The sequence below is a fragment of the Saccharopolyspora sp. NPDC000359 genome, from assembly GCF_040300525.1.
Taxonomy (GTDB): Bacteria; Actinomycetota; Actinomycetes; order Mycobacteriales; family Pseudonocardiaceae; genus Saccharopolyspora.
This window is the reverse complement of the sequence record NZ_JBEPDU010000071.1, coordinates 15,672-31,887: the sequence shown is the minus strand read 5'-3', so window position 1 is coordinate 31,887 and position 16,216 is coordinate 15,672. Positions and strand designations below refer to the sequence as shown.

The window sequence follows — 16,216 nt, the reverse complement described above, 5'->3', positions numbered from 1 at the left end:
AACACGAGCGTATCTGTTCGGATAACTAATCCGAGCAGATACGCTCGTATTATGAGCGAAGAGATGATGAGCGACGAGGTCAGCGAGCAGGCCGCCGAGCAGCGGCTCATCGGCCGCCGCGACGAGCTGCAGGCCCTCCGCGCCTCGGCCGACGCGAAGGCGCAGGCGATGCTCGCGCCGATGTGCGCGGGCATCGGCGGCGCGGTGGCGCTGGTGAAGTTCGAGATCTCCCCGACGGCCACCGTGCTGCTGGGACTGGCCGCGGTGGCGGCCAGCGCGGCGCTGATCACCACGCTACTGGTGCTCTTGCCGCGGCTGGGCAGGCCCGCAGTCGGGCTCGTGCGCTGGGCCAGGATGAGCGCCACAGAGCACGCGGCCGAGGCCCGGGCGGGGCTCTCGGTGGATGAGCTCGCTCGCCACGTCGCCCGGCTGTCCCGGATCGTGCCCCGCAAGTTCCGGCTGCTGCAGCTCGCCGGGTGGCTGCTGATCGCCACCACGGCCCTGGTGGCCGCGTCCCTGCTCGCCTGACCCTCAGCAGAAACCGAATCGAAAGGAACCGAGATGCCGAAGAACACCTACGGCGATGGCGTCGAGATCGCCACCTACGAGCAGAAGACCCAGCACCTGGCCGAGGTGCGGCGGCGCGGCCGCGCGGAGCGGGACCGCCAGGACCAGCTGCCGACCGGGCTGTTCGTCGAGAGCCGGATGCGGCGGCTCGCCGAGCAGGTCTGGCGGGGCCTGGCGGTCCCGCACCCCTGCAACACCGGCAGCACGGTGCTCGCGCTGACCGACACCCCGCCGGACGCCCGTACCACGATCGACGGCCTGGTCGTGAGCATGCGGTGGGCCCGCCTGGTCCGGTCGACGTTCGTCGACGCCTTCCTCTCCACCACCCCGGTGCAGGACGACGACGCGCTGCCCGCGCTGCCCGCCTCCTGACTCTCTACCTACCTCGCCAGCACGAAGTGGGGCCCGAGCGACCGTGCTCGGGCCCCACTTCTGTCGTGTGTGCGTGTGCGTCGTCCTGACCAGTAGTGATACCTGTGCGAGTCATCGCACAGGTATCACGAGAGGAACGCAGGAACCCCCGCTGATTACGGCAGCGGGGGTTCCTGCTGTTGCGGGCGCCGCGGTGGTCGGGGGGTTACATCGCGGCGGACCGCAGCCCGTCCGGGCGGCACTCCGACGTGCAGCGGTGGTGGGCGGCGACCAGCCAGACTTCGACGCAGCACGTGCAGTCGGTAGCGCTGCCGACCTGGTCGGCGCCGTCGATCTCGCATCCGCAGATGGTCACGGTCGGGGTGACGCCCACGATGTGCCTGCACCCCGCGACATCGGTCCACCGACGGACCTTGGGCGGGATCGTGTCGTCGTGCATGCGCATGCCTTCAGCGTCGGCCGCCTGGTGCTCGTTCTGCAGGCTGGGGCGGCCAGGACGCATCAGCGCGCATCACTGCTGCGCCCGGGCCCGCGCCAGCGCGGCGCGGTACTCGTGGGTCCAGCGCGCCGAGCGCTGGGCGACGGGCAGCCCGTCCAGGCCGGTGGTCAGGTGATCCACCGCCGCGGCCGCATCGCCGAGTGCCAGGTGCGTCAAGCCGAGGTTCAGCGCGTGGAACGTCCTGGTCAGCCAGTAGGCGGTACGCGGTGCGGGTTCACCAGCGGCCTGATCCAGCAGCTGCTCGGCGCGCTCGACCAGGCGCAGCCCGGCATCCCGGTCGCCGAGGCGCACGTGTCCCTGCGCGGCCTGCGCGGCCGCGCCGATCCGCTGGTGCACGCTCGCGCCCGGCGTGTAGTGCTCGCGGATAAACCAGCTGGTCACCTGCCGCCAGTCGCCGCGCTGACGGCCGATGTAGCCGCGGAAGTTGTGCACTTGAGCCGCCAGCACGCCGGAGCCGATCTCGACGGCGGCCCGGTCGGCAGCCGCGAGGACCTTCAGCGCCGGACCGTAGTCGGCGGCCTCCGCCCGCAACCAGCCCGCGAACTGCACCCACTCCGCCGCGACTTCGGCCATCGCCGCCTGGTGCGGCGCCCGGGCCTGGCGGGCCATGCGCATCGCCAGATGCATCTGCGCGTCGACCGCGGGCAGCAGCGGCTCCGGGCCCAGCACGTCGTCGAGCCGCCGCTGCGCGGCCAGCACCAGCGCCATCGCCCGGACCGCGCCAGAGTCTAGGCGGCGCGGATCCTGCACCGCCTCGGCGACGCGGGTCTGCTCGTCGTGATCGAGCACCAGGTGTGCGGCGCTGCCGGTGGCCAGCAGCCGCAGCTGCCCACCCGCGCCCAGCTCGTCGTCGAGTACCGCAGCGGTACTCGACGGCGGGGTCTGCAGCCCCCGCTCGTACCGGCTGATGTTGGCCTGGTCGAGACTGGCTCGCCGCGCCAGGGCACGCTGCGACAGCCCGGCCTGCTCACGCAGCCGCCGCAGCTCGTGCCCGAACGATGATTCGGACATCGGGTTCCTCCGCCGAGTAGGACCCTCCGCCGGGCCCCTGAGCGTCCCCAGGGGCCCTGCGCTCGGCGGAGAGCACCATCCGAGCGTATCGCGGCGTTCACCCTGGTCAACCACCTTGAACGCCAGGACCCGAAAGACGGTCGGGCCCTCCGTCCGGTGCGGGAGAATCGGATAATGATCAACGAAGAACAACCCGTCGCGCTGCACGCCGCGTTAGCCGACGTCCGCCGTGCGCTCGCCGGTCGCCCTGCCGAGGCTGCACCGCAGATCACCCGGCCAGGTCCCGCTCGTGGTCTGGTCATCGACCCCTACGGCAGCACCGAGCTCGAATTACGAGACCACAGCCTGCTGCCGGACGCTGCCGAGCAGGACCGGTGACCCTCGCGCTCCTCCAAACAGGTGAATTTCGAACATATCTGTTCGCAACCAGGTTCCGAACGATTATGTTCGTAACCATGCTGACCTTGTATGACGAGTTCGCGGGCTGGGGCGGGAGCTCGTGGGGCGCGACCCGGATCCCCGGGGTGGAGGCCAAGTTCGCGGCCAACCACAAGCAGATCGCGGTGGACGTGCACGCGCTCAACTTCCCACGGGCCGACCACTACTGCGGCGACGTCGCCTCGACAACAATCACGCGGTTTCCCCGAGCCGACCTGTTCTGGGCGTCCCCGGCGTGCCCGCCGTGGACGAACGCCCGCGGCGTCCGGCGCGACTTCGACCGGTCGACGCAGGGCGTGCTGTTCGGGGAGACCATCCCGGACCCCACCGCATCCCGAGCGCGAGCTCTGATGGAGGAGATCCCGCGCTACCTCGCGCACTGGGTCCGGCGCGGTCGGCCGGTGCTGGCTGGCGTGGTCGAGAACGTTGTGCAGGTCCGGGCGTGGGACCAGTGGTCGCGCTGGCTCGGTGAGATCCGGGCGCTGGGCTACGAAACGCGCGTGATCGCGCTGAACAGTGCGCATGTGGTCGGCTACACCGGTAAGCGGGTGCCGCAGTCCCGCGATCGCGCCTACGTCGCCTACTGGCTGCGCAGCCTGGGCCGGACCCCGGACTGGGACAAGTGGCTGCGCCCACGAGCGTGGTGCCCGACCTGTGAGGAGCACGTGCAGGCCCTGCAGGTGTTCAAGCGCCCGCGGGTCGACATGGGCACCTACGGCGCGCAGTACGTCTACCGGTGCCCCCGCTCGACGTGTCGGCACCGTGAAGTCGAGCCCGAGGTGCTCGGGGCCTGGGCGGCGATCGACTGGTCGGCCGACCCGGGCGCCCGTATCGGCGACCGCCCGCTGCGGGCGTACAAGGACCCGGTCAGTGGGAAGACCGTGCAGCTGCCGCTGGCGCCCGCGACGCTCGCGCGCATCCAGTCCGGGCTGGACCGACAGGTCACGACGAGGCGCGGTGGGGTGAAGACGGCCGCCTACCCGCTGAGCCAGGCGATGCCGCCGTTCTCCGCGGGCGGGTTCCATCACGGACTCGTCGGCCCGCCCGGCTCGCACCTGGTCGTGCCCTACTACACCACCGGCTCGACGGCCCGCTCGGTCGCCGAACCGCTGGGCACCCTGACCACCAAGGACCGGTTCGCGCTGCTGGGCCGCCCAGCGGTCCCCGTACCGACGGTGGAGGAGTGCACCTACCGGATGTTCAGTGCCCGCGAGGTCGGCTCCGGGATGGCCTTCCCGCCTGACTACAAGGTGTTGGGCACCGCAACCGACCAGGTGCGCGGCTTCGGCAACGCGGTGACCCCGCCATCGTCAGAAGTCCAGATCGCGGCCCTGGTCGAGGCGGTAACCGGCGAACAGCTGGACCGGTATGCGGCCGCTGCGGCGGCACCGGCATGATCGGCGTCAAGGACACCGATCACGGGCGAGGGCGCATGGACCACGACCAGACCAGCCGCCTGGACCAGGTCCGGGCGGCTGCTGCTGACCAGGACCGTCCGACTGGAGCGCTGCTCGACGCACTGCGGGACGTGCCTGCTGCCCACGACGAGGTCGACCTGATCGAGCGGCAGCTGCTGGAGGCCCTGATGGACCGCGGGCTCGGGTGGGACGCGATCGCCGCCGAGCTCGGCGCCCGCAGCGGTGACGCACTCCGAGTGCGCTACCGCCGCCTCGGCGGCAAGAAGAACTGGCCCACCGGGCCCCGGCGGGCCGCGGAGTAGCACAGCAGCCACCACCTGATCACGGCAGTGGCTACTGGTGATTGATTCCCGTCCATCTGGGCGGACATGTGGGTGCCGGATCTTGGTTTCCAGGTCCAATCACACGCGGAAAATGTCGATCTCGTCTACGGCCATCTCAGGGCCAAATAGAGGTATTCGGCACGATCGCGTTTCGCGGCGCGACGGGACGAACACCAGTCGCATTCACCACCAGGGCCGAGGGCCATGACCTTGCTGTAGCAGGTCGCCATGACGTCGTCCTCCTCACGCGACCCGAGCGGCGGCGTCGGCGGGTCGTCCAGTCGACCACTCGACCGGACCGCCCTGGTACTCGCGCCCGTGGCGGTGGGTGAACTCGGCGTGCTGGTCACCGGGCGTTTCCCGGCGGCGCTGCAGGACAGCCTGCGACAGACCAAAGCTCTGGCCGCCCAGCTCGCGGCTGATCGCGGTGCCGGTCTCGCTCGCGCTTCGGCGGGCGAGCCAGTCGGCGTACTCCTGCATCATCAGCTCGCGGGCGCCGGGGCAGTCGATCAGCAGCGCCACGAGCTGGTCGACCTCGCCGATCGCGGCCACCAGGTCCCGGTAAGCCGCGGCCTGCCGCGTCAGGTCTTCGAAAACCTGCCGGTCGATGGTCACCCGGCGTCGTCCTCGACGGCCGTAGTCGTCGATGTCGGTCCTGGTCATCGCGCACCTCCGGAGGGGGCTGCTGCATCAGAGCGGGGCGGGCCGTGGCCCTGCCCGCTCTTGCGCGGCCCTGCCTGCCGCTCGGGGCCCCGCGGTCAAGGGACGGCCGCAGGCCGATCGGCGCAGCCGACGCGCAGCGCCCTTGACGGTGGGGGAGGCGGGAGGCTAAGCGCAGCAGCCCCCGGAACCGCAGCGACCGAGTCAGGGTGACCCACCATCGAACAGATCAGTGATACCCGTATCACTGATCTGACCAGTAGTGATACGGGTACGAGCGGTGCGATTGATGCGAGCAGTACGATTCGCCTCATGCAGACGACCGGTGTGGTCCAGCAAAAAGGCGGCGTTGGGAAATCCGGCCTCTCGGTCGGGGTGGCCGGAGCGCTGGCCGAGCGCGGTCGGCGGGTCCTGCTTGCCGACGTCGACCCCCAGGGCCACGCCTCGGCCGTGGCCTTGAAAATCCCCCGAATCCCGCAGGACCGCCCGTCGCTGGCGGCCTGGCTCGCTGGTGACTGGGACGGCCCGGTCCGGGACCTGGTCGTCCGGCACTCCACGACCCCGGCCGGGGGCTGCATCGACGTCCTGCCGACGAGCCTGCGGATGTTCACCGCGGCGCGGGACCTGGACAAACGGCCCGACCGCGAACGGCAGCTCGGGCGCCTACTGCAGGAACTCGCCGGGTTCTACGACGAGGCGCTGCTCGACTCCCCTCCAGCGCTGGACATCCTGACCGACAACGTGATCGCCGCCAGCGACGGCCTACTGATCCCGGTGCAGCCGGACGACACCTCGATCGAGGCCCTGCGGATCCTCTTCGGGCAGATCCGTGCGCTGGAGCGGGCTCTGCGGCGCCCGCCCGCGCGTTTGCACGGTCTCGTCCCGGGGATGTTCCGGCGGCCGTTGTCGCTGATCGACCAGTCGGTGATGGCCGAGCTGCACAAGATCAATGACATCCCGGTGCTCGCGGAGCTCCCCCTAGCCGCGGTCGTCAAGGAAGCATGGCGGGCCGGAACGCCGGTGCCGCTGTTCGAGCGGGCAGTGGAGACCCACAGCGCCGCGGCATACCGGGCGGTGGCCGATGTGCTCGACCGCGCGGCAGGCCGCGTGATCGACGGTGAGGTGGTGCGAGCATGAGCCGCGACGTGGGCAGTCCGCCGAGCATCGACTTCGCCGACGCGATGACCGGCCGGTACACCGACGCCGAGCCCACCGCGCCGGACCACTCGGCGAAACCCGCACGGTCAACGTCGGGACCTGCACAAACGCGGCGATCGTGGCTCCTGCCGGTCGACGTCGCCGAGGCTTTCGCTGCCGCGGCCGCTCGGATCCACCACGGCAGCGGCGGCACAATCTCCAAGAGCGAGGCGCAGGCCGCGCTGATGCAGGCCGGTATCGACGCCGAGGCCGAGGTCACCCGGCGGCTGCTCGGCCACACTTGAGCCGGTCACCGCCTGAATCGCTCGGCAACCTCCAGGCGCCGGTCAGACCAGAAACCCCGACCTGCGTGCGGGCACGAAAAAGCGGGTCAGCGCCCGACGGCGCTGACCCGCTCATCACGTCCGCAGCTTCAGCCCTGCTCGGCAAGCCGCTCCTGAACCCGGTCATACACCACATCGGCCCATTCGCCGGGTTCTCCCTGGCCAGGCCCGGCCGGTCGGTCGTCGCTCACGCGTTTCACCTCATCTCCGCTCATAAATCCGAGCATATGTGCTCGCAATGGAAATGTGTAGCCAGTCGCGCACATTTCACCCGCCTGGCCGATCAGTCCTGGACCAGCAGAGATACTGATCGCACGAGTGATACTGCGTTTCGATGGCATTCTCTGGCTTCCTCGATCGACACCTCGCTCGCGTTCTGGACTCACCTGCTCAGCTCGACTTGGTGTTCGTGCCCATCTGCTCGGGCGACCACCGAAGCCTGTGGGCAAGCCTGTGGGCAACCCGGAGCCCCCGGGCGGAGGGTTGTCCATGGGCGCGGCAGCGGGGGTGCGGGGGCCTCCCCGCAAAGGTGCCCCCGTCCGCACCCGCAGCCGCCCCGCTCCAGCCTTCTACAGCCCTCCTAGGGCGGTTTTCGGGGTACTGCCGGAGGGAGAGCAGGGAAGGGAGCCCCCCCCCACGTGAATCGAGCGGGTTCAACAGCGCACAGCGGTGCTGGTGCTCGACTCACGTGGGGGGAGGCACGGAGACCTGCCGTCGGTCGGTTGGTCGGTCGCGTACCCCGGGCCAGCATTACCTGTAGCCCCAGGGCGGGTTGTTCAGTCGGGTCCGTACCCGCCGCCTGTTGCGCCTCGATCTGCGGCGGATCAGCGCTCTGCGCGCTCTGGCCTGGGCCTGCCGTGTTCCACCCCGCTGTTCCCAGCGGGGCAACGGCCAGCTGCCCGACTGATCCAGTAAACGGGTGGTTACCTTCTGAGGGACCGGACCCGGGGCCGGGGCGTTTGGTGACCCAGTTCGCAACTCGTCTGGGAGCTCTAACCGGCGTGGCGCTGGTGCCGGGTGCGCATCGGGAGCTACACTGCCCATGAAGTTGTTTGATCTAGGCAATCAACAACTTAAAGGGCCCGATCTTCGGATCGGGCCCTTTTGCATGTTTCACCTGATCATGCGGCGTGTCGCAATGCGGTCACGCCACGTGCCGTGGATCGGCGCCGTCGGCGGCCGCGAGGGGCGTGACCGCCGCGGCGAACTCGGTGCGCGCGGCGGTGAGATCTCCGGGGATCAGCTGGTCAAGGGGCCATCCGACGATGTGGGCGTGGCGGGCGAGCCAGATTCCCACGCGCCGGATGCGCCACCGGTCGGCGAAGTCCAGCAGAGCGTAGGCGAGGGTCTGCACCAGCCAGGATCGCAGTCGCACCTCGTCCAGGTGTCCGACGGTCTTGACGTCGAGCAGCGTGAAGCATCCATCGGCCGGGTGCGGCCCGACCAGCACGTCGCCCTCGGCCCAGCCTGGGACAAGCAACGGGGCCGCGTAGCCGAAGTGCGGGCCGCCTCCGGCCAGCGCGCGGGCCTGCCGCAATGCGGGCTCCTGGCCGCCGAGCACCGCCAAGACGTCGTCGACCAAGTCGGCGGCGAGCCGCACGCGGCCAGTGGTGGCGATACGTTGCAGCTCGACCAGGTCGGTACCGCCGCGGTAGATGCCCTCCAGAAGCTGCAGAGCCCGCAGCGGGTCGAGCAGGTCCCGCTCGGTGTCACGGGCCGCGAGCCGGGCCCGGCGCAGTCCGGCGACGGCGCGGCGGTGCCGGGCGAGCACGTCGACCAGGCCCCGCTCGGGTTCGACCGGCTGCTCGGCGGGGGTGGGCAGAGGCTGCCACCACCCGGTCGGCGTCGGCCGCCGCCAGATCGCGGCGGCCTCCGGGGCCCCGCGCTCGGCGCGGTGGGTCGGGTATCCAGCGGCCAGGCGCCCGGCATCGGCCAGTGACCAGGCCTGACACCGCACTCCCCCCAGTAGGGCGGGGTAGGGCGGCGCGGGTTCGATGGCATCCGCCAGGCGCTGCCCGACGATCGCGCCCACGGCGGCGTGGTGCTCCAGCGGCAGCCCGGGCCGTGGGCGGCGGGGCTGCAGCCTCTGCCGCTGAAGGTCGGCCAGGGCGCTGGCCACCGCGGTGTCGACGGCACAGCGGGTGGTGATCCACGTCGTCAGCGGGCTGTGGTCGCTCAGGTGGTGGACAAGGCTCACGGCGCACCATCCTCGCCGAGTCGCTCCGTGACCGGGATCAACGCCAGCCGGATCTGATCGTCCTCGGTGACCGCCATCGAGACTCCGTAGAGCTCACCGGCCGCGTTGCCCATACTGGAGGCGTCGGCGAGGTGCTCCAGGGGCAGGTCGTACGCCCCTCCGTGGTGCATCAGCACCGCCACGAGCAGGCCATGCGAAACGGCGTGGGAGTTAACGTGGTCAGGGGAATCCATGAGGTTCCTTTCACAGGGGACGGACCCCGCTGGTTCCTGCAGCGGGGTCCGTCTTCATGATGGTGATCGGTGCTGGTCAGAGCGGGCTCATGCCGAGATCAGCCTCCAGCGCGAGCCGGTGCTCCTGATCCGCCTCCCGCTGCGCCACGTGTCTGTGCAGCTCAGCCGGGTCGACCCCCTGCTCGCGGCAGATCGCCTCCTCCTGCTCGCGCAGGATCCGGCGGGCTTCGTCGTCCGGGACGTCCAGCCCGAGCGACGCCTCGGTGCGGGCGGTCTCGCGTACGACCTCGTCGTGGAGTGCGTCCATGTGCGCGAGTTCGGGTTCGTGCACGCGGGTGCGCCTCGCCTCCACCTCCCGCGTGGCCGCGAGCAGCGGCTCGGGGATGCCAGCCTCGACGGCGTTCCCGGCGAGGGCGGCCTCAAGGTCGGTGTAGCGGCCGCGCTCGACGTCCCGCTCGGCCTGCCAGGTGAGCTCGTGCAGCTGTTCCTCGGTGATCCCGCCCTCGAACTGCGCCTCGGCGGACTGCCGCAGCAGCTCCCGCAAGTGAGGGTCGAGACCATCGGCGATCGGCTCCGCCGAGCGGTCGGCCATGTCGTGCTCCTTCTCGTCGTTGCGGACGGCCCGGTCCGGGCGCTGTGCCCGCGCCGCAGCGAGCGCGGTCATGGAGACATCGTGCCGGGCTGCGACCCGGGCGACCACGTCCTCTGAGGTGATCCCGGGGCCGTGGATGCCGCGCTCGGCCTCCTGCTGCGCCGTCTTCATGATCAGGGCCAGCGTCCGAGGGTCCACGCCGTGCAGCTTGGCCCACTCGTCCCGCTCCAGCAGGCTGCACACCGACATGTCCGCGCGACGGTCGTAAGTGACCTCTGCCTGCTCGGACAGCCACCGCTCCACCGCTGGCGCCTGCAGCCCGGCGTCGCAGTCCACGACCAGGCCGCCGTGCATGGTGTCGATGTTGACCGTCCATCCCACGGGAACAGCTCCCCAGGTCTTCTCGATGGTCAACAGCGGCTCGGCGGTGGCCATTCGGTACCGGCTCATCTCGATCCTTCCCGTGCGATTAGTCGCACTCGTATCACTAGTGTCACTGCTGGTCAGGCGGTGGGCTGCTGGCGCTCGGCGAGCAGCTCCTGCAGCGCCGGGTCGCCGAGGTCGACGGCGTGCGCCGAGCACGTCTCCTGCAAAGCCCGCTCGAACAGCTCGCGCGTCACCACGCCCTGCTTCGGTCGCCACGCGGCCTGCGAAGCGGCCGTGCGGGCGACCTGGCGGGCTCGCCGGATCGCCTCGTGGCGGATGTGCACCGCGTCAGCCTTGGTCATGCCTGCTCCTCCTGCGCCTCGATGCTGAACATCTCCTGCTGGCCGTCGACCGGGCCCCACTGCTTGAGCTTCGCCTGCAGCGCGGCCTCGTTTCGACGGCCACGGGTCAGGGCAGCGGCGGCCGCCCTGCACACCTCGGGCCGTTCCGACGCCTTCTCCCGGGCGCTCACCCACTTGCGGTCAGACTCGGCTTCGGGCCGTTTCTTCGGCATCCAGATCCGCTCCTCATGTCAGCAACATAGCGTGCGACATGTTGCAACATATCGTGTTGCGCAAGGATCTTGCAACATGGTATGTTGCAACATGTGAGTGATCGAGACAGCCCCGAAGAGGGCAAGGAGGAGGGGCAGATGCCGACGGCTCCAGCGCCACCGCCGCCAACGAAGGTGTCGCGGACGACGCTGCACACCCGGATCCGGGACGACTTGACCGCGGCGTACAAGGCGTACGCCGACGAGAACAACACCTCGTATCAGCTGGTGATCGAGGACGCGTTGCGGGAATACCTCGAGCGCCGAGGAAGAGGCCCGTTCCGCCCCTGAGCGCCCTGACGATCGTTCTACAGTGGCCGCGCGGCGGCCCTGACCACAGGAAATAAGAACAGCAGCCGACCCCGGCTGAGCCTTTGCCGAGACACCAACCGGGGCGCGCCGCGACCACACGAGATAGGTGGACCTGATGAGTATCGCGCACTCGACGCCGAACGGATATCCGGCAGAGGTGGACGACCTGCCGCTGCAGGGCTTCCCCATGCAGGCGGGCGACGAGATCACCTCAGCGACCCCGGACGTGACCAGCATTTTCGGCACCGAGGGAACGCCGGACCCCGCCCGCTTGGAGGCGGCGCTGAGCCTGGCGCGCGAGGCACTGCCGGTGCAGCAAGCCCAGGAGCTGCGCGAGGTGCGCAGCGACGCCGAGCTCCAGGCCGAGATCGCGCAGGCTCGGCGGCACCGCGAGGACCGCCGCGAACAGGCTGACAAGGACCACGCGCTGGACATCGAGCTGGCCGAGCTGGAGCGGGAGCAGCGCAAGGCCCGCGAGACCGCGCGACTGCGCCACGAAGCCGCCCTGGCGGCGGCCCAGCAGAGCCACGAGCTGCGCGGCGCCCAAGCGGATGCCGAGAGGGCGCGGCTGCTGGACCCGCTGCACGCACTGGCCGCCGCACGCACGGCCATGACGTGGCTGCCCCGGCTGGCGATGATCCCGGCGGCCGTGGCAGGCGTCGTGAGCGCAGTCAACCTCGGGCTGCAGGGATCCCGGATCGTTGAGAACCCCGTGCTCGGGGCGCTGCTGGGCTCCGGCGTCGACATCGTGTTCACCCTCGGCCTGCTGGCGCTGACGCTGGGCCGCCTGTCCGGGGCGGTGAGCGCAGACGACTCGGTCACCAGCAAGCGGGACCGGATGATCTACCTGGCAGGCGAGCTGGCGCTCGGACTGGCGCTCGGCCTGGCGAGCGTGGTCGCGCACCACCTCCCGTCGGCAAACGGGTCCCCTCACACCTCCGAGCTGGGCTGGTGGTTCCTGCTGCTGCCCGTGGCGTTCGCGTTCTCCGCGATCTTCGCGCCGCGCCTCAAGGCCTCCACCTACCGGCGGTTCGTGCTGGCTGGCCGCGAGGCCGAGCTCCTCGCCGGTTACAACGGCCTGGCCGATGACGAGCTGCGGGTCCTGCGCCTGGCGCGCTGGCTGGCTGAGCAGATCCAGTTGGAGCGCGACTTCGGCGAGCTGCAGGACGGCTTGCCCAGCGTCACCAAGCTGGACAAGGCGATCCGGGAGGACTGGGGCAAGAGCTCCAAGCCGCTGGCCCGGAAGGTGCTCGACACCTACGCAATCCTGAGCAACCACACCCGTTGATCTGTTCGAATGATTCCGGTGCGGCACCTGCCGCAGCTGTGTGCGCCAGGTGCCGGGCCGTGGTCAGTCGAACGCCTGACCAGCCGTAATAGGTGCGCCCCACGTGCGTCACCACGTGGGGCGCCCTCCACCGATCCACCCGGGTTAGGAGCAAGTACCGATGGAGCACAGCGAGTATCGCACCCGTGAGCGGCTGCGCAGCTGGCGCCGCCTGGGCGCCGGAGCCGCCGGGCTCGCCGCCCTCGACCAGGGCGTCACGCCGCTGCTCGGTCTCGCCGACGGCGGGACCGACAACGACCCGAACCGCTTCTTCGGCCTGGCCGTCGAGCCGGTCCTCGACTGGGTACCGGGCGTGCTGGGCTCGGACTTCCCGCTGTCGGGCGCCGTGATCGCTGCGGGTGTCGCGGCCAGCGGCTACGCCGCATGGCAGCTGCACCGCCGCAACACCGACGAGTGGGAGCACCGCGCCCGCCGCCACGCGCGCGGCTGGGCCACGGCGCGCGACCTGTGGCGCAACTCGGGTGCCGCGGCTGCTCGTCGCAGCGGCCGCCAGACCCGACCGTCGTTCTCGGCGTGGGCCTGCGCCCGCCGCCCGCTCACGGAGTTCGGGATGGTTCTGGGCGACGTGATCACCGGCCCCCGGTCCGCCCGCGGCCGCGCGATGGTCGCGGGCTGGGAACGAGGTGTGCTGGTCATCGGCGAGCCCGGCACGTTCAAGTCCACCCTGCTGGCCGGAGGGGTGCTCGACTTCCCCGGACCGCTGATGGTGGTCTCCACCAAGAACGAGTTCATCACCGGGACCGCCGACGTCCGCCGGGCCACCGGGCCGGTGAAGGTCTTCGACCCGCTCTCGCCCACCGCCACCGCCAACGAGGACCAGTTCCGGTTCGACTACGTGGCGGGCTGCCGCGACGCGGCCACGGCCCAGCGGCGGGCCGCCGCCATCATGGCGGCCAGCTCGGGCCAGGGGCTGAACAACGCGGAGTTCTGGCAGGGCCGAGCGCGCACGCTGATGACGGCGCTGCTGTGCGCCGCCGACCTGGGCGGCCACACCCTGCGCGACGTCGCGACCTGGCTCCAGCGCGAGAACTACGAGCGCCCGATCAAGATCCTGAACCACTTCGAGGCCGAGCTGGAGCCGTTCATCGTGAACGCTCTGGCGCAGATGAAGTCGAGCTCGGCCTCGGCAGCCAGCGGTTCAGCCGCCCAGACCGGAAGCCAGGTTCTGGAGTTCCTGGCCGACGCCCGGGTCGCAGCGCTGCTCGCCCCGGAACGGGGTGAGGGCACCGACGTGGAGCAGTTCGTCAGGGACAACGGCACGCTGTACCTGGTCTCCGGCTCCAATCCGGCGCTGGGGCCGGTGATGAGCGCCCTCGCGGCGCACGTGACCTGGACGGCCAAGACGCTGGCGGTCACTGAGCGCCTCGACCCGCCGCTCGGGTTCATCGTCGACGAGGCGCACCTGACCATGCCGTCGGTGCCGCTGCACGAGATGGCCGCCGAGCTGCGCGGCTGGGGAGTCTGGATGGCCGTCGCTGTGCAGAACTACGCGCAGTTGGTGGAGAAGTGGGGTGCGGAAGCGGCGCGCACGATGCGAGCCAGCCTCCAGATCCTGGTCGTGACCGGTGCGCACGATCAGGAGGACCGCGAGATGTACTCCGAGCGCGTCGGCGAGCGGCGCGAACACCACGTCACCGAGACGACCAACGCGCCCGACGACACCCGGCGGCGCTGGTTCGGCAACTTCTTCGGCGAGGGGCGTACGGCCTCGACCGGCACCCAGCGCGTTGAGGTCCCGATCATGCGACCGGAGGAGTTCAGTGCCCTCGCTGCCCGCGAGGCGCTGGTCATCCCCAACAAGGGTGCGGCGGCGATCGTGAAGTTCCCGAACCACTGGGCCCGTGCAGCGGCGATGCGGGAGCGGATGGAAGCGGAGCGGGTCGTCGGGGCGACCACGTTCGACCGGATCAAGGCCCGGCGGGGCTACCGGACCGCGGCAGCGGAGGAGGGCGAGCAGGCGTGACCGCACCGGATGGAGGGCCCGACCGCCGGCGGCCGCGGGACGGCGAGCTGGAGCTGGCTGAGCAGCTGGCCGAGCTCAGCGACAAGCACAGCCAGCTCGCGACCGACGTCTCGCAGCTGGGTGCGCACCTGCAGGGCGAGCAGCAGCAGCTGCGCACTCAGGTCGCGGCCCTCGCCGGATCGGTGACCGGGCTGACGAAGAAGATCGACGACGCGTTCGGCGAGGATGCCGCCGATCCGACGAACATCGACTGGTACACGCTGGACCGAACCGAAGCCGAGGAGGCCTGGGCTGGGCTGTGGCGGTGGCTGGTCGAGTTCTACCTGCCGCGCTACGCCCCCACCCGCGAGGAACTCCCGGACTGCTGGCCCCGTCATCCGGGCATGCGTGACGAGCTGTCCTGGCTGTGGTGCGCACAGCGGGCCGCCTACGCGCCCGGGGCGGCGGTCGGGACCGCGGCCCAGTGGCACACGCTCTGGCGTGCTGGCGCGTTCGCGCAGATCCAGGAGCTGGCCAGGCGCCTGAACTGCGGGCCCGCCAAGTGCCAGGGCCACCGGCTCGGTGACCTCCCCGGCGACAACGAGCCCACGCGGGAGGAGGTCTGGCGGTCCGAGTGGATCCAGACCGACCTTGAGGCTCGGCCGCTCCCCGCCACCGAGCAGCAAGCTGGATAACCCGGTCAGTCGACTGCGCCCCCGGAGTGATCCGGGGGCGCTTTGCTGTGCGGCGTCGGGTGGCTGTGCGATCCTCACCCCGACCGCAACGACTTAGGGGATGACCGATGCGACGGCCGCTGGAGATCGTGATCGAGTTCCCGGTGTCGCTGGGGCTGGCTCTACTAGCTGCCCAGCAGCACGCCGACGAGGACCTCGTGACGCTGCTGGTCGCCGCCGAGCGCGACGGTGCAGCAGCGGGTGCTCGCCGCCTTCAGGCCGACGGCGGCTACCTCGTCGACCGATTCCAGCGGACCGAGCTGGAGCTCCGGATGGAGCGGCACCCGGTCGCGCTGGAGCCGACGGTGGTCGCCCCGCACCTGCACCTCGAAGTCGCGCCGGTCGACGCGACCGGCGCCCAGGTGCACCTTCCTGCGGTAGCTCGGGCGGCCACCGCGGCGCAGAACGCCGCCGTCGCCGCCATGTCCGCCTCGCTGGAGCAGTCCGGCATCGAGGTCGCAATCAGCCGTACCCCGGCGGGCCGGGAGATCGTGGCGTTCGCTGAGGTCGCGCGCACGGTGCCGAGGGTGATGACCTGCGGGCCGCTGCACGAGCATGCCCGGCAGATCCGGCCGCTGGACCGCTACGACGACACCGCCCGCACCGCCTGACCAGCCGTGATCCCCGCAGCACTGTGGCGTCTCGGCTATCACGGCTGGCCGCTGTGCTGGCTCACTGCGGTGCGGGGGAGTCCTGGAGCGGGTCCGGGCACGACACGAGCACCTGCTCCTGATCCGGGTGCTCGATGATCTCGCCGGTGCTGCGCCACCGGTGCACCAGCTCGCCGTCGTCACCGAGGTCGGTGTAGATCCCGGCCTCGGCGAGCTTGCTGTCGAACAGCTCGGACACCGCCAGGTACCGCTGGGGCGTCACCTTGTAAATCGGCCAGCGCTGCTGCCCTTCGGTCTGCAGCGCGGCAAGCGCGGTCGCCAGCTGCTGCTGGAACGGCAACGGCATCCGCTCCAGCAAGATCGCGGGCAAGACCACGTAATTCCCGTCCACGCTCACCCCGGCAGGGTTCTGGCTGAACAGCTGCCGCAGCGGAGCGGCCGATGCCGGCGGGCCCTGGTGGCCGGGAACCGGCATGGACGTGGGATGGGTCATCGTGAT

The 16,216-nt window shown here is 70.6% G+C and carries 21 protein-coding genes; 12 read left to right on the top strand and 9 right to left on the bottom strand.

The genetic code is table 11. The features are described 5' to 3' along the window. The first annotated feature begins 51 nt into the window (after positions 1-51). Positions 52-528 carry a Pycsar system effector family protein gene (locus tag ABT324_RS30900; RefSeq protein ID WP_351184644.1) on the top strand — a complete coding sequence of 159 codons (477 nt, stop codon included), beginning with the start codon at positions 52-54 and terminating at the stop codon, positions 526-528. Between the two features lie 33 nt (positions 529-561). Further along, positions 562-939 (top strand): hypothetical protein, encoded by a 378-nt coding sequence (locus ABT324_RS30895; protein ID WP_351184642.1) that lies wholly within the window; start codon positions 562-564, stop codon positions 937-939. 205 nt (positions 940-1,144) lie between these two features. On the opposite strand, the gene ABT324_RS30890 is transcribed toward ABT324_RS30895, so the two are convergent. Both ABT324_RS30890 and ABT324_RS30885 read right to left on the bottom strand, forming a co-directional pair. Continuing rightward, positions 1,145-1,441: a hypothetical protein gene (locus ABT324_RS30890; protein WP_351184640.1), complete on the bottom strand. Its 297-nt coding sequence runs from the start codon at positions 1,439-1,441 to the stop codon at positions 1,145-1,147. A 9-nt stretch (positions 1,442-1,450) separates the two neighbouring features. After that, the gene (locus ABT324_RS30885; protein ID WP_351184638.1) at positions 1,451-2,449 is read right to left on the bottom strand and encodes a helix-turn-helix domain-containing protein; all 999 of its coding nucleotides are present in this window, start codon (positions 2,447-2,449) and stop codon (positions 1,451-1,453) included. A 174-nt stretch (positions 2,450-2,623) separates the two neighbouring features. Here ABT324_RS30885 and ABT324_RS30880 point away from each other — a divergent pair, with 174 nt between their 5' ends. The 3 genes from ABT324_RS30880 to ABT324_RS30870 all read left to right on the top strand — a co-directional run bounded on the left by ABT324_RS30880 (position 2,624) and on the right by ABT324_RS30870 (position 4,607). Further along, positions 2,624-2,827 carry a hypothetical protein gene (locus tag ABT324_RS30880; RefSeq protein WP_351184636.1) on the top strand — a complete coding sequence of 68 codons (204 nt, stop codon included), beginning with the start codon at positions 2,624-2,626 and terminating at the stop codon, positions 2,825-2,827. Between the two features lie 77 nt (positions 2,828-2,904). Next, positions 2,905-4,284 (top strand): DNA cytosine methyltransferase, encoded by a 1,380-nt coding sequence (locus tag ABT324_RS30875; RefSeq protein ID WP_351184634.1) that lies wholly within the window; start codon positions 2,905-2,907, stop codon positions 4,282-4,284. Positions 4,285-4,319: 35 nt separating this feature from the next. Further along, positions 4,320-4,607, top strand: a complete 288-nt coding sequence (locus tag ABT324_RS30870; protein ID WP_351184632.1) for an SANT/Myb-like DNA-binding domain-containing protein — start codon at positions 4,320-4,322, stop codon at positions 4,605-4,607. 264 nt (positions 4,608-4,871) lie between these two features. On the opposite strand, the gene ABT324_RS30865 is transcribed toward ABT324_RS30870, so the two are convergent. After that, positions 4,872-5,291, bottom strand: coding sequence for a hypothetical protein (locus tag ABT324_RS30865; protein WP_351184630.1), 420 nt, complete (start codon positions 5,289-5,291; stop codon positions 4,872-4,874). A gap of 309 nt (positions 5,292-5,600) precedes the next feature. Between ABT324_RS30865 and ABT324_RS30860 the strand changes: the two genes are divergently transcribed. Next, the gene (locus ABT324_RS30860; RefSeq protein ID WP_351184628.1) at positions 5,601-6,425 is read left to right on the top strand and encodes a ParA family protein; all 825 of its coding nucleotides are present in this window, start codon (positions 5,601-5,603) and stop codon (positions 6,423-6,425) included. Further along, positions 6,422-6,730, top strand: a complete 309-nt coding sequence (locus ABT324_RS30855) for a hypothetical protein (protein WP_351184626.1) — start codon at positions 6,422-6,424, stop codon at positions 6,728-6,730. Before ABT324_RS30860 ends, ABT324_RS30855 begins: the two co-directional genes overlap by 4 nt. A gap of 1,183 nt (positions 6,731-7,913) precedes the next feature. Here ABT324_RS30855 and ABT324_RS30850 read toward each other — a convergent pair. From ABT324_RS30850 to ABT324_RS30830, 5 genes are all read right to left on the bottom strand, one after another. Beyond that, the gene (locus ABT324_RS30850) at positions 7,914-8,966 is read right to left on the bottom strand and encodes a hypothetical protein (RefSeq protein ID WP_351184624.1); all 1,053 of its coding nucleotides are present in this window, start codon (positions 8,964-8,966) and stop codon (positions 7,914-7,916) included. Then, positions 8,963-9,136, bottom strand: a complete 174-nt coding sequence (locus ABT324_RS30845; RefSeq protein WP_351184622.1) for a hypothetical protein — start codon at positions 9,134-9,136, stop codon at positions 8,963-8,965. Before ABT324_RS30845 ends, ABT324_RS30850 begins: the two co-directional genes overlap by 4 nt. A 139-nt stretch (positions 9,137-9,275) precedes the next feature. After that, positions 9,276-10,241: a hypothetical protein gene (locus ABT324_RS30840; protein WP_351184620.1), complete on the bottom strand. Its 966-nt coding sequence runs from the start codon at positions 10,239-10,241 to the stop codon at positions 9,276-9,278. Positions 10,242-10,294: 53 nt separating this feature from the next. After that, positions 10,295-10,519 carry a hypothetical protein gene (locus ABT324_RS30835; RefSeq protein WP_351184618.1) on the bottom strand — a complete coding sequence of 75 codons (225 nt, stop codon included), beginning with the start codon at positions 10,517-10,519 and terminating at the stop codon, positions 10,295-10,297. After that, a complete protein-coding gene (locus ABT324_RS30830) occupies positions 10,516-10,731 on the bottom strand; it encodes a hypothetical protein (RefSeq protein ID WP_351184616.1) in 216 nt (71 codons plus the stop codon). The genes ABT324_RS30835 and ABT324_RS30830 overlap by 4 nt, the downstream gene beginning before the upstream one ends. 93 nt (positions 10,732-10,824) lie before the next feature. On the opposite strand from ABT324_RS30830, the gene ABT324_RS30825 reads away from it, so the two are divergent. The 5 genes from ABT324_RS30825 to ABT324_RS30805 all read left to right on the top strand — a co-directional run bounded on the left by ABT324_RS30825 (position 10,825) and on the right by ABT324_RS30805 (position 15,717). Continuing rightward, entirely contained in the window at positions 10,825-11,061 is a 237-nt protein-coding gene (locus ABT324_RS30825) for a hypothetical protein (RefSeq protein ID WP_351184614.1), read from the top strand. 136 nt (positions 11,062-11,197) lie between these two features. Beyond that, positions 11,198-12,370, top strand: coding sequence for a flotillin family protein (locus tag ABT324_RS30820; protein ID WP_351184612.1), 1,173 nt, complete (start codon positions 11,198-11,200; stop codon positions 12,368-12,370). Positions 12,371-12,530: 160 nt separating this feature from the next. Then, positions 12,531-14,393: a type IV secretory system conjugative DNA transfer family protein gene (locus ABT324_RS30815; RefSeq protein ID WP_351184610.1), complete on the top strand. Its 1,863-nt coding sequence runs from the start codon at positions 12,531-12,533 to the stop codon at positions 14,391-14,393. Continuing rightward, complete coding sequence (locus ABT324_RS30810) at positions 14,390-15,067, top strand: hypothetical protein (protein ID WP_351184608.1); 678 nt, start codon at positions 14,390-14,392, stop codon at positions 15,065-15,067. The genes ABT324_RS30815 and ABT324_RS30810 overlap by 4 nt, the downstream gene beginning before the upstream one ends. 107 nt (positions 15,068-15,174) lie before the next feature. Then, positions 15,175-15,717, top strand: a complete 543-nt coding sequence (locus tag ABT324_RS30805) for a hypothetical protein (RefSeq protein WP_351184606.1) — start codon at positions 15,175-15,177, stop codon at positions 15,715-15,717. 61 nt (positions 15,718-15,778) lie between these two features. Here the strand turns inward: ABT324_RS30805 and ABT324_RS30800 are convergent, their stop codons facing one another. Further along, positions 15,779-16,210 carry a hypothetical protein gene (locus ABT324_RS30800; protein ID WP_351184604.1) on the bottom strand — a complete coding sequence of 144 codons (432 nt, stop codon included), beginning with the start codon at positions 16,208-16,210 and terminating at the stop codon, positions 15,779-15,781. Positions 16,211-16,216: the final 6 nt, after the last annotated feature.